At 45.4% G+C, this 13,377-nt stretch carries 12 protein-coding genes; 1 reads left to right on the forward strand and 11 read right to left on the reverse strand.

Features of this window, described 5'->3' with window-relative positions:
• Positions 1-331: 331 nt before the first annotated feature.
• The 10 genes from CS022_RS18025 to CS022_RS25495 form a co-directional block, all read right to left on the reverse strand.
• The gene (locus CS022_RS18025) at positions 332-1,144 is read right to left on the reverse strand and encodes a hypothetical protein (protein ID WP_129123440.1); all 813 of its coding nucleotides are present in this window, start codon (positions 1,142-1,144) and stop codon (positions 332-334) included.
• Positions 1,145-1,210: 66 nt separating this feature from the next.
• Positions 1,211-1,987 carry a hypothetical protein gene (locus CS022_RS18030; protein WP_129123441.1) on the reverse strand — a complete coding sequence of 259 codons (777 nt, stop codon included), beginning with the start codon at positions 1,985-1,987 and terminating at the stop codon, positions 1,211-1,213.
• Positions 1,984-2,724 carry a hypothetical protein gene (locus CS022_RS18035; RefSeq protein WP_129123442.1) on the reverse strand — a complete coding sequence of 247 codons (741 nt, stop codon included), beginning with the start codon at positions 2,722-2,724 and terminating at the stop codon, positions 1,984-1,986. Before CS022_RS18035 ends, CS022_RS18030 begins: the two co-directional genes overlap by 4 nt.
• Positions 2,724-4,097 carry an AAA family ATPase gene (locus CS022_RS18040; RefSeq protein WP_129123443.1) on the reverse strand — a complete coding sequence of 458 codons (1,374 nt, stop codon included), beginning with the start codon at positions 4,095-4,097 and terminating at the stop codon, positions 2,724-2,726. The genes CS022_RS18035 and CS022_RS18040 overlap by 1 nt, the downstream gene beginning before the upstream one ends.
• Before the next feature lie 10 nt (positions 4,098-4,107).
• A complete protein-coding gene (locus tag CS022_RS26625; RefSeq protein ID WP_235869596.1) occupies positions 4,108-4,458 on the reverse strand; it encodes a DUF1998 domain-containing protein in 351 nt (116 codons plus the stop codon).
• A 68-nt stretch (positions 4,459-4,526) separates the two neighbouring features.
• Complete coding sequence (locus CS022_RS26630; RefSeq protein WP_235869599.1) at positions 4,527-4,733, reverse strand: hypothetical protein; 207 nt, start codon at positions 4,731-4,733, stop codon at positions 4,527-4,529.
• 20 nt (positions 4,734-4,753) lie between these two features.
• A complete protein-coding gene (locus CS022_RS26635; protein ID WP_235869605.1) occupies positions 4,754-5,095 on the reverse strand; it encodes a hypothetical protein in 342 nt (113 codons plus the stop codon).
• A gap of 131 nt (positions 5,096-5,226) precedes the next feature.
• A complete protein-coding gene (locus CS022_RS26640; protein WP_235869649.1) occupies positions 5,227-5,886 on the reverse strand; it encodes a hypothetical protein in 660 nt (219 codons plus the stop codon).
• Positions 5,879-9,073 (reverse strand): helicase-related protein, encoded by a 3,195-nt coding sequence (locus CS022_RS18050; RefSeq protein WP_235869609.1) that lies wholly within the window; start codon positions 9,071-9,073, stop codon positions 5,879-5,881. The genes CS022_RS26640 and CS022_RS18050 overlap by 8 nt, the downstream gene beginning before the upstream one ends.
• Before the next feature lie 533 nt (positions 9,074-9,606).
• Entirely contained in the window at positions 9,607-9,777 is a 171-nt protein-coding gene (locus CS022_RS25495) for a hypothetical protein (protein ID WP_201746318.1), read from the reverse strand.
• Positions 9,778-9,980: 203 nt separating this feature from the next.
• Between CS022_RS25495 and CS022_RS18055 the strand changes: the two genes are divergently transcribed.
• Complete coding sequence (locus CS022_RS18055) at positions 9,981-10,904, forward strand: transcriptional regulator (protein ID WP_129123444.1); 924 nt, start codon at positions 9,981-9,983, stop codon at positions 10,902-10,904.
• Between the two features lie 632 nt (positions 10,905-11,536).
• On the opposite strand, the gene CS022_RS18060 is transcribed toward CS022_RS18055, so the two are convergent.
• On the reverse strand, positions 11,537-13,078 hold the full coding sequence (locus CS022_RS18060) for an HNH endonuclease (RefSeq protein ID WP_129123445.1): 1,542 nt from the start codon (positions 13,076-13,078) through the stop codon (positions 11,537-11,539).
• Positions 13,079-13,377 lie beyond the last annotated feature (299 nt).

The following is a 13,377-nucleotide window of genomic DNA, read 5'->3' on the forward strand; positions in this document are numbered from 1 at the left end:
CCCTTAAGTATATGGATAAAGCCTGCAGGGAACCCCTGACAGACATACCTATGTTAAAAGGAAAAACCCTCTGTAAATTATTAAGTTACCGACACAAAAAACGAGGTCTGTCGTAGCAGGACAGACCTTCATAAAAAGCAGGGTTGTCAAACTTCGACAGGGCTTTAAGGCGAAAATGTCGAAGTCCGACAGGCCCGGAAAGCAGGTATCACAGGGGGACACAGAAAAGACACAATTCTGGCCTGTCGAAGATGGACAAAGCGAAGGGCTGAGTGGGTTTGTTCAGGCCTGGTGTGTCGAACCCGGACAGGGCGAAAGATTGAAAATCAAATCACAAGACAGTTACGAATGTATATTTATCTTCCAGTTGCTGATAGCAGATTAACCCAACTCCCAGAGATGCAAGACAGTTTTCCAGATCCGGATTTTTATCCATCTCTGGTAACACCAGATATTTACAGACATCAGGGTTACCGGCCGCATGCATCATCAACTGGCCAACCCCGGTATACAAAGACTGAGTGTCCGTTGAGGTTTTGACTTCATAGAGAGCTTTAAGGCAACCGCCAGATTCCAGTGCAAGGTCAATTTTCTGAGTGTTATAAACGTCGCCCTCCGGATGCATAAGTCCGACGAACTCGTAAAGTGCATCAACCACTGAGCCATGCCTGACTATCGCCTGACCCGACTTTCTTGCCTTGACTGACTTGCTGCCACTGAATTCAGACGAAAAGTGTTTTGTTCCCTGCCCGACAGCATCACTGGTTTTCCTGCGGGCAAGCTTAATATCCAGCTTTGTAACAGCATATGGCCGGATCCGCTCCCAGAGCTGACTGTCAGACATCCCGTCAAGTTCGGACAGCACAGATTGATTAAGTGCAGACAAAGGACCCGGGTTACCGTTTTCATCCTTCCAGCCCTCACGTGAGTTTTTAAGATGGCTGTCGAAACGGTCTCTGGTGTTTTTCAGGCTGTTGTAGAACTCTTTCTCTGTTCTTCCCAGGCCATATGAGGGATAAAATTTACTGATTGCCTCCTTCCATACGGCGGTACCGAGGCAAGGTGGAGGAGACGACTGGCCAAGACGGGACAAAAAGTAACCTATCTCAGCGAGTTCTTTTTTTACGGTGTCTGAAAGATGCATTAACAGTGAATCCGGAAAGAGAATTGGAACAAAAAAAGTGCAGACTGAATCTGCACTTTCTCTGGTCTAGCTGAAACTGCTGGATTTCTGGATCAGTTTCAGCGGACGGAGAGTTTCAAACAATGATACCATCTTCGCCCTGAATTCAGCATCCACGCACCACTCAGGAGAAAGCTTTAACATTACACCTGATTCATCGACCTCAAACCGCGACATATCAGGCAGGTGTCGCTGAAGATTCACCATTTCCCTGACGAACTGACCAACAAACTTACTCATTCCTTTCGGGCCATTCGCATCGATCACACGGAGTGCCAGATAGCCTGATCCCTCCGGACGGTGAACAAGTGAAAGGTCAAACCCTGACAGGGGTTTTATACCTTCAATACTGTATGTAAAGGTTCCGGCTGACGATATAACCTCTGTAAGCCATTCATGAGAAAGGGCTTCAGTATGATTGTTATCACAGACATCCGGCACGGCATCTGTGGAATCTGGCACTTCAATATCAATGCCGGTACTCACAGGTACCGTTTCAATAGCGGGCTCAACCGGTGCTTCTGAACCAAACACACGGTTATAAACTCTTGCCGCAATATTCTGTACGTCTTTCCGACAGTGGCCGGACAGTTTTCTTCTCTCTTCAGAAAGATAACTGTACCCGAACCTTGTCAGTGAAAAGGCGTATGCCAGGTCGTACACCTTGTCGCCAATCAATTCTGCTTTTGCAGCCCTGAGGCGCTTCAGCATTTCCGGTTCAGGATTCAGGAGTGCCAGTGCTATTGCCCGCAGAACAATTGAATTCTCATCTGTGAATGGAATATTAATCCGCTCGTTATTCACGAGCTTTGTAACCGCACCTGACCATATTCTGAAGTTTTCAGGCTCGGCAACCTTACCGGAGACAGCTCAGTGAATTCATCAAGCACTGCTGCAGGAGCCCAGCCCACATCTATATTTTTGCGGGTACAGAGGCGTAAAAACTCTGAGGCAAGAACAAGCTGCTCTGAACCGGACTCAAGGGAAAGCAGGAGCCCAAGTGTATTCAGATCATCAGATAACACATTCTCAATACTTGCCATATCCCGCTGATTGTCATGTACCGACAGCCATTGATGTGCAAGTGCGAGTATGCCGTCGGCATAAGGTGCTTCTGCAAGGAATTTGTTTACGGCATCATCACAAACATCTGTCAGCTCCGGATGATCCTGAGCCGGAGATGATGCCACCGGCTCAGGCAGCGCAGCACACCGTAATGCAGTGACATCAAAATTTTCGTAGCTTCTGTCAATAAAGTTGGCTTTAGCCTCCTCTGAGACAAACCAGGCAGTCTTCAATTGTGACAGGGGAACAAAACCCGATGGCGCTACTTTTGATGCAGATAGCTCCAAAACGATATCTTTTTTGTCTATACCGCCCACCGAACAGATTGACGAAAGCTCCTTTACACTCAAAAGAGGCGATCCGCCCAGCGTTTTACAAAGCGCAAGCGGCACGATCTCGTAAGACAGAACGTAGCGGCGGAACGTCTTGAGAGGAATAACCGCAAAAGAGGAAAGCGCGCTGAAAGTGGTTTCCATTAATTGTGTTCTCTATATTCAATCAGGTTTGATCCCTGAGCCGGTAAATAATCAAAACAGCCGGGCCTGATACCGGGGCTCTCTTTACACAGAAAGAAAAGCTCCGAGCGGGCTCTTGAGCAAATGACATACATATTCATCTTAAATGTTGTCTCATCAGTATCATCTACCGAAAACTTCTGTAGATTGGGCACGAATACCGCATCAAATTCAAGCCCTTTACAACTCTGTCGGTGCAGTATTGTAACCACGCCCTGGGTATCAAAAATCAGGTTCTCGCTGTCTTTGCTATTATTGCTGCTGTACAATTGTACTGTATATCCAGACAGTCTTTTTTTGAGCTCCTCTCCAAAAAAAGCAATATCCTGTAGAGAGTCGACAACAATCCCCACTTCCAGCCCCCCTCTCACATCAAGGTAGCTGGCGATATAATCCACCTGAGCTTCGTATGACGGAGATGAGACAAAAACCGGGCGGTTTCCTTCTCTTACAGGAAGATTGGGTACACCAGTCGACAGACCTACATAAAAATGACGGGCAACCAATGCAATCTGTCGGGTATTCCGATAATTTTCAGTGAGAGAAAATTCTCTTCCTGAGCTGATTCTCAGTGCTTTCCGGATGTCGTCAAGAGAAGAGTTACTGTCAACATGAATCCGCTGATTCTCATCAGCCAGAATAGTGATGCCTCCGTTTTCCATCTCACTTCTGGCTGCTTTGAGAAAGCGAAACATATCCGGCTCAAAGTCCTGAGCCTCATCAATAATAAGATGCCCCCAGTCAACACGTTCACTGCCTTCCAGTTCGATATAACTGTCTCTCATTGACATCCAGTCATAACGCCATTTTTCGAGTTCTGGTGGCTTATAATTTTTCCCTGTCCACTTCAAATAATCAGCGGGGCAATCCTCGTAATTCTCACGAGGGACGTACCACATACCTAGTTTCCGAGAATTAGGATTGTACATCTTAGGATCCCAGCGGCCTCCCAACTTCTTCAACTCCTTATGCTCACCATATGAACAGTGAACGTAGGCACGGTCTCCCTCAAGTAAAAGGCGAGAACCATGTCCGCCCTTACCTACTATCCTGTGATTAGACCACCATTTATACATCCAGGAGTGCATCGTAGAGGTGGTAACACTGTCACCAAGATTTGCAGCAACATTCTCTGTAAAACGCTTTAGAACACGGTTATACATCAATACAGTCACTTTCTTTTTTCTTCGGGCCAGTGCTCCGGCCCGGAGAAATGCAATCACTGTCTTACCTGTTCCAGGTGCGCCGGAAACAAGGATACATCCGTCTTCAGGTGCCTCCTCAAAGATATCGAGCTGTTCATCACTGAGTTGTCTGGTATTAGGTAGCTGCATCAGTCAACTCCTACTGAAATAGCGTCAACCACCGGACCAAAAAATCCCCGGAATTTGTTGTCACCGATAAGCAGCTTTCTGTCCAGAAGCAGGTTGTTATATTCACAGCTGGTTTCTGAAACAGTGTACAGGAGTGGCAGGAGGACTTATTAAGCCCCATCACTCCCTGGGCCTCCATTTCACTGCAGACCGGATCATTAGAGCACCAGCCAGCAGTTTCCAGTGCTGCGAGAATAGCCGGAAAAATCCTGTCAGGCTCTCCCTGTTGAACAAGACCGCCCAGACTGCCTTCAGAATCACCATCCGCGGTGTATATCAGTATCCCGGCCTGATCATCACCTGCATAAATACGCTCACGCAATGAACCACTTGAATAACCGCTTTCGAAAGACAACTGCCTTATGAGAAGGTGGGCGAGTGTATGCAGGATTATGAACTTGGAACTCGGATCAGGCAGGTACGATGAGCACAATGGCCATGTCTGGATCGGGTATCTTCAATACGGCGTTTGAGCTCACCATCAATATTCGCTTCCCAGTCAAGAATACTTTTCTGGCTGAGCTCTATGAAGATACCCTCACCAAAGACCTCAATGGCTGGTAACCATGTATGACTGGTTCGCGTATCATTCATCATCACGATGTTCTCGTTGGGCTCTATCCGCTCAAAACCACAAAATGCGCGAACTTCCCTAAGTTTATCAATGAGTACGATTTTGCTGATAAATTTATCGAGGCCGAACGTCTCTTTCTTATCAGGGGATGTGGCCCGAGCTTGAACGTGGATGACACCTTACTTTCCACAGCAGAATCAGTCATCACCTGCCACTCTGCCGCACGAAGTTCGTGATCCTTCGGAACCCGGAATTCGCGCTTCTCCTGCTTTGAGGATGTCATTGCAGCAATAATGTCATCAGCTTTCAGCCCTGTTTCTTCCGCAATTTCACCAGAAAAAAACTTAATCCGCTTCTGGTTTTTTTCTTCAATCGCTTCACGCAAGTTATCGATATCCTGTGCATCTTTGATTTTGCTGTATACAGGGTTACCGACACTGTGCGTATCGTATGGAATATCAAGCGCCGATGCCGTGATTGGATAATAGAGATTACTTGCACCACGCTGAAGAACCCTTAAAGGCTCATCACAATCCCTTTCGGAATAACTTTTTGACTCCCAGGCTGAGTCGATGAGCAGCGACTCCCAAGAGCACCGGTATTAAGGATATCTGCGAGGCTGCTCTCGGCACCACAACCGGGGTTTTCACAACAGATTTTAAGTGCGCCAAGGCCGCTGCCCTTGCCTTTGGCAGAGCGGAAATAAAGATCCGGCTTATCACATATCTTTTTCGCTTCGCGATGAGCCCAGTAATCCCATGGCACATCCTGAAGATGGCCCTTCTGGCATGCCGCAACAAAACGCATTGGAACAAGCACCCTTTTTTTACAGGAAGGATTCGAACAGACCGGGACACCACTGTCATTTTTTTCGTCATCAGAGCGCCACTTCTTCAGTTTTCTGCACTTTGGGCAGAACATCCATTTCGGAAAACGGACTGTGATGAGGGAGTTATATGGTTTAGGAGTACCGAACTGACTCTCGACAACAGGAGGCCTCTTTAATGCATAAACCCCGGCTTCTCTGGTTAAACGTTCAAGTTTTATCTCTTCCAGCTTTTTTGGCCAGTGGGATATATCCATCACAACGAGAGACTCATCGCCAACATCCAGAATTGCACCGGGCCCGAAAGGACTGATCAGCTGTGAACTGCGGAATGATCGTGTCTTAGACATTGTCTTCACCTCTGACAAACAAGTTGGTTTCAGTATCTACATTTCTCATGGAATTCAGTGTTGGCCAGGCTCTGTCTTTCAGCTGGCTCTCAAATGCCTGAATTAGTGGTTTAAACTGTTTGCCTGATTTATTGGCTTCATAATGAGTGAGTTCATCCTCACTGACCCGGTTTGACCATTCCTCTACCAGAGAATCGAGGTAATCAAATGCTGTTTTCTTTTCCTTCTCTGTCACCCCCTCCATGGCTCTCGATATACGCTCAACCAGTGACTTATAAATCTCTTTAAACTCACTGTTATTGCGGTCAAAGTTTTTCGCGCTCTGGTTGTCACGCAGGTAACCAGACACACGGACAGCAGCTATCAAGGCAGCATGCATGGCACGCTCCATCGCTGGCAGGGCCCATGGCGTCACACTGGTTGGCTCCACATACCGGTAAAGGGCCTGATGATAATTTTTGAATGACTCATAGTGAGACCTGTCACGGGGCTTTGACGGCGAGTATAAAGTCAACACGATGCCCGGTGGACGGCTTTGCTTACGACCAACCCGGCTGGATGCCTGAATATATTCTGCCGTGGCTTTGGGTTGACCGTTGATGATCATGTTGCCCAGGCGCTCAATATCCACACCAACAGAGATCATATTTGTACATGGCAGAATATCGACAGCATCAGGGAGCCCCTTCTCAAGGTTTTTCAATACCTCAGGAATTCTTGCACCCTCAACATTGGCACTGAGTTCCTCCACTGTATCTACCTGCCTCGGAGTGTCAGATATCACCTTAATACGTTCAGGAATATCATCACGCGACAGCGTCATTGTTTTACTGAGCTCACGCCGGCTGTTGTGATAGATAGGCAGTGTCCAGTAACTGTCCAACAGAGTATCTGCAAAGCCTTTTTCCTCAGGTGCCTGCAGCAATGCAGCAGCGGCCTGAACCAGGGCTGTCTGTCCGGTATGACCTGATGGCATCACGCCAACATACAGGCGGCCGGGGCTGTCGCTGTCTTCTTTGGAAAAGAAGGAATCGGCCTCATCAGTGCCCGATGGAGGAAAGATGTTTACACTTCGTCCGAAGAGACGGTTGGACTGCTGCGCAGCACTGCGGATAGTTGCGGTTGCCGCAATGACTTTCGGGCGTCTTCCCAGTCTCTCCATCGCTGTATCAAAACCGGCTTCATAGATACCTGCAATAGTGCCCAGAGGCCCTGAGATAAGATGAAGTTCATCCTGGATAATCAATGAGGGCGGGAGATACCTGCTGTCGCCGAAAAATATCGAAGCCTCTGCTTTCCAGGTAAGACGGGCAAACTTATCTACAGTACCGATGAGCATGCTGGGTGTTTTTTTATAAAGCCCCTCATCAACGACCTGAATTGGGAGAGAGTCGTGGAATTCACAGTCCTGAGACGGGCAGAAAAATTCGAAGTGACTGTCATCACAACGGATACCATAGTCATCACTTTCATCAGAGTAACCTTCAGGAAATATCGAGGTCCCACACCATGGGCAGGACTGTAACTGAAAGCTGTTCTCAGGCTTTGGCGCTTCCCGCTGGGTATTGAATTTTGTGTGGGCTTTCTTGAAGTCATTGGGTGTACTGCCTTCACCTGCCCACAGGCCAAGAGAAAATTCAGACTCACCAAGTTCAGGGATGGAAGTTCTCATCGACTCGAGGGCACATATCAGACTACCTGCTCGCTGGAACTGCTGAGAGGTAAGGAGACGCAGTGTGTAGCGCTTAATGACAGCGGTGCCTTCCCCTTCACTGCCGTATTTAAGGCGACGGAAAAGCATCTCCCAGGCAGCAACAGCAAGGTATGCTTCGGTCTTGCCGCCACCGGTAGGAAACCATAGAAGATCAACTTCATCATGAGTAGGCGGATAATTGCCCTGCTCATCAGGAATTATTGACTCAAGAACAAGCAACTGAAAGGCAAGCTGAAATGGCCGCCACTTGAAGGTACGCTTCACTTCTTCGGAAAGATAGTCAGGGGCAGTGTATCCCCAGTTTTTTTGTCTGACGGTACCGGCAAACTTACTGCCACTGTGAATCATCTGCATCAGCATTGCCTTGTTGGCAAGCCTGAATGCCAGCATTGCAGTCTCCGACTGCTTCAGTTTCCTGATACCATCATCCATTCGCTCAGCAGCCATACGCAGTTTTGCGATCACCGACTTTTTAGCGTCTGAATAACGACTGTCCAGCACTTCCTCATCAAGCTCATCAATCCAGGATCTGTATGCATTGATCAGTTTTTTGTACCCATCAAGAAGGTTATCAGTGGATAACGATTCGGTATCAGCAATCGCAGCGATACTAAGGATATCTTCATCAAGGTCGTGATATTTTTTATAATCAAGATCAGTGCTGAAACCTTTCACTGAGTGACAAGGCATAGATTCAGTTTTCAGAACCACAGGTGATTTATCTGAGCCCAAGCGCCAGTCAACTGACACGCCGTGGCCAACAGCCCAGGGCACCCGCTTCCGGTATGTCATCGCCAGCTGTTTTTGCTCGTCATCCAGTTTGAAACGATCGCTGCTCGGATACTCCCTGATTGCACCGCTTACAACACTGATTTTTATACCTGACTGATAAAGGCATTTTGAGGGATCCAGTCTTTCACCGGAATTTTCTATATTAGATATTGCTACAGTGACAACTTTACCACCGCCATATGAGCGGACAGATACATCCAGTCTCGCTTTGCCATCAAAGATTTTTTCATCCTGAACGCTTCCCCTGTTGAGGGAGATGTCCCTGACTTCAGACAGCACGGAGCGCTGCCAGACAAAATCCTGACCTTTTTTATATTGACCGGCCTCAATCTCAAGCTTGCAGACTAAATCTGCATCAGCGGCAAAAGATATCGCCATAGAGGAAGGTTTGAAGTCATTATTCAATGACTCTGAGTCGCGATCAGAATCATCTACACGGGCCGCGGCCGGAAATAATGTACCCATCAGGTAGCGTTTGTGAGGTGCATCTTCAAGCTTTTCCTCCACACCACCCGCTGGGCCTACTAACTGATCTCTTACGTAGGAAATCAGCAGATCTCTGTCTTTGAGGTAAGGGTTTTTATTCATAATGCCTGATAAATAGTCCAGCACCACCAGTACTGGTGACGCTAATTGTTGCTGGGTATATAGCCTGTACCTGAATGACAGCAGGATAACCAAAGTGCCATAGACCTTATAAAGTGTATGGAAAAACTAACATGGTCATCGTGTATTCAACAGATCCACACTGAAACTATTGCGACTGAACGCGCAACTTATAAGCACCTGTAAATGCCGTGTTGTTTAACCGGAAAAAGACTGTTTCACCCCGTTAAACAGGGGTACAAAAATGTACCCCTCAGCAACAAGTCATCCCGGCAATGAACGAAAGTGTGAAACCACACTTTCCCATCTACCGAAGCGAAAGCGTGGGTATGCGCAAACATGTACAATTTTTGGCTTTCGTGAACGTTGGTTGGCTGTAAACCTGACTTTAGACGCATGATTTGACCCTCAAAATTCATAAAAGAGGGATCCCGACGATTGATATGGAAAACACAAGGAAGTAGTATCAAAGGTTCAAACAGGAGTGACACTACTCACTATGCTGGGTTGGGACCTCTTAGTGTAGACCCTTTTACTGCTGCGCCAACAGCAATAAAAAACCATATCTGCACGTTGAAAAGCACATCTACGCAAATAGATGTGCTTTTTTATTTCTCTTTTCTAACACCTTTGAAAGGCTTACCGTCACTTTTGACATCCATAAACCGGCCTGTCTCTGCGTCTCTTTTTACCCAGTGTCCTGAACCAGTCTGCGTCTGTGAACGGGATCTTACTGCACCATGTCGGCGGTTATCACCTGATTTACCATTTGTTGCCATATGAAGCCCTCTCTATTTACAAATCAATCAGTTAAGGCTTACCTTAACAATGAGAATCTTATAGCACCTATCTTATTCGATCAATACACAAACACATAAAAAATCACAAAAAACACTTAACACGTATATTTATGATACGTGCATGAACAATTCATGCTAGAATAGAGCCTATAAAAGACAAAAAAAACAATGACTAAGTAGCTATGAATTTTTTTGACATACAGAAGAAAGATGTTGTGCTTGCGGACCGCATGGCTTACATAGATTTTAAATTAAGGTTCACCGGTTCAATCAACCGCTCGGATCTCAACGAGATATTCGGACTGGCGGAAGCTGCTGCATCCAAAATGATGACTAAATATCAGGAGTTCAAGCCAGGTAATATGACATATGACAGGGCTAAAAGAGCTAATACGATTGTCCAAAAGAAATTCTCGCCATTGATTGACGTCGATGCCGAAACTGCTCTGGGTATGCTGGCTAACGGGTTTAACAGAAATAAACTGGGCGGAAAGCCAATGCTCCCATATCAGAGGCTGGGGAAAATAGAAAAGCAGCTGGATACTGAGAGTGTTGCAAAAATAACGCGGGCTATAACAACAGGAAACGCAATTACCACTGTATATCTGTCTGAAAACAGTGATATGCATGGACGAAGAGAGTTATTTCCCCTGGCTATTGTCTATGACGGAAACCATTGGATTTTCAGGGCATATGAAGCTTCAGGTAACAAAGCACTGAAGTTTAAAAACTACGCTTTTTCAAGAGCCACGAAAGTAATTGAAAAGCATGATAACAAAAGGGACGTTACACAAACACTGGGCGCCGATACTGAATGGAATACACAGGTCCCGCTTGTATTAGTTCCGCACCCAGACAGAACACCTAAGGAAGTTGACAGAATAAAAGCGGACTTTGGGTTTAAGGACCAGAGTAAGCTGATAATTACAGAGAAAGTTGCATTGCTCTGGATGATAAACAAGCAATGGTCAATAGATGACCGCAGCGATGAGCAGATAAAAAAGGACAACAATGAGATTGAAAAAGGTCTAAAAAAATCGCCTTACTACAACTTCAAGTTAGAAAATAAAGAGATGCTCGATATCGTAATAGCTAACTTAAAGTAATATCTGCGAACAGGCCTTTAATTCGACAAATACCTTACTAACACCGCGGCCAACCCGCGCTGTGCCCACCTATAAAACACCACATAAACGGAAAAGATCACAGAACTGACAACACCAGATATGCCCTGCCCTTTCACCTTGTGGGGCGCAGCCTGGGCGGGTGGGGGATGCGGTGGCTTTTGCGTGATACTGGCTGGCCAGAAACGCACGGCGGCAAAGCCGGCGCTGCCTGCGCGAAGCACGGCAGGAAAAGCGACGGAGAGAGGAACCTGAACCTGCGGAAAATTTAACATAACTTCGCGCAATACGGCGAAGCCGAACGGCGCGCAGCGACGGCGTATTGTGACCAAGTTATGTTAAGGCAGACATTATGCAGGGCGGAACGACCGGAATAATGGCTGACGTAATTTGAGCACTGCCTCTGGGGTCAGCAAGGAGACAGACTGTCCGCAGCAATCAACCGACTTAACAACCACCCGATCCTGCCGCACGGCCTTTGTGTCTTAGCAAAGGCCGTACTTCGCCTTGTAGCGTTGCAACCGAAGCACCGAACGAATGAAAACATTTGTAGTTTATGTTTATACAACGATACGCAATATTTAGCCTGCTACGAAACTCACCAAGTTATAGTGTTAATTTTTCGCTGAAGTATTACAGTATGGATGCATCAATGCGCCATTCTCGACACTCCCCATGCCACCTTCTTGTTTCCTAACTATATGATCAAAAGAGATCGAATTTTGGTGTATAAAACCTTTACAATAAGTACATGTACTAGTTTTAGGTAAAGTTTCTTGGATATATATTTGGGATTTTACGTCGGTTGAGAATCTTGCAGATGTTATCTTTACATCGTCAATTTTGTTTAAGAACCCATACTCACCTAGGACTTGCTCAACAATTTCATTTTCTGGCTCTTTTCTCTGGAGTAGATTTATAATCAAGCTTGTTGCTTTGTATACATGCTTGTGGCTTTTTGTACCACTTCCATACTTAGCATTAATACCAGATATGAAGTGCTTGTAATTGAATAAGAATCTCTCAAGATCTTTACGAATCATGATGAAAGATCTTATTGTTTGTGGGTTTTTTTCAATATCATTTACTATATCTACCCATGCTAGGATTGTTGAATATATATGATTTCCGCGTTTATTATAGAAATATACAAGTGGATGTAATCCCAGAGATGAAGGGTGCGACGAATTAATCCTTCTTAAGAATTTTCTAACATTTTTTAGGTACTGAACAGTTAACTTACCATCAGGGTCTTCACTAACTTTACTAGTATTCTTAGGTACTCCATTACATTTTTTAACAAGATCAAAAATGAAGCTATTGGTCTGGGGAGAGTTGTGTTTTTTAACCAAAGGAAGATCTAAAGTTCTGATAGCTCCAGAAATCTTCGGTTGAAAAATTAAACCGTGAATCTCTTTGGAAATTGACTCCACTTCTTGCATCACAGCAGGCTCAAATTTTGACCAATATTGATGACCTACACCGGCACGAATAATAGCCCTAGAAGCAATTGCAAATGCTTTTCTTCTTGATTGGAGAAGTTCAATTTCAGTATCGCTTATCTTCGATGCTTTTTGGTTAATCTTAAAAAAAGATTGTTCGGCTTTGTCAGCTCCCCCACTAACCCATTGCAACTGGATTGAGGTCCTACCAAGACTGAGAGCTTTTTCAAGCATGTCTCTATCTCGATTATCGGGATCAGCTGTCGCTTTCTTATAATCGCTGTATGGCCTGACTGTATTTTTAATCTTCTCTCGTGTTTTGTTTGCAATATCTCTTTGTTCTTCGTCAATTTCGTTATTAAAAAAGTGCTGAGATATCTTGCCATCACCATAATCGTCGTTTATCCAGGCAATTAATGCGCCTAAACGGTGTGCTCCATCGATAACAAAGTTATATGGTCCCGAATTCCACAGTATGACAGCAGGGATCAAATCTCCATCTATAAAGCTCTGAATAAACTCACATAGCTGGTCATCTCCCCAATCAGATGTTTCTCTTTGGAAGTCTGGTTTTCTGAGTCCTGCATAAAAAAACTCGCCACGCTCTAAATCTTTTACGCTAACGTTCTGATTAAACGAAGATGCTCGAGAGTTAGTTTCGATAACTTCAAAATCCTCTCTGGAGATCAATGCATCCAAATTTACATTTGGCATATTACTACCCTTACTAATTTTTTCATTCTGTGCTCAATACATCTGACTTGAATATTCACCACATCGGCAAATATGTCTTGTCTCTTCGCACCACTAAGCTGAATCAGTCTTTGAAATGGTAAATGACTTTCGGTTGCTAACTAACAGTCATTCGGTGATAGGTTCAACCTGAGTGAGGATCCTATCGGCTTGATGCCTCATGCAGCCACAGCCATAATTTCTGAAAACCACTATTGTTTAATCGTTTACAAATTTCTTTCATTAGGCATATGCATTGAATTAAAAGGATCTAATTCAAT

It is taken from the genome of Veronia nyctiphanis (genome assembly GCF_004116385.1).
GTDB classification, from domain to species: domain Bacteria; phylum Pseudomonadota; class Gammaproteobacteria; order Enterobacterales; family Vibrionaceae; genus Veronia; species Veronia nyctiphanis.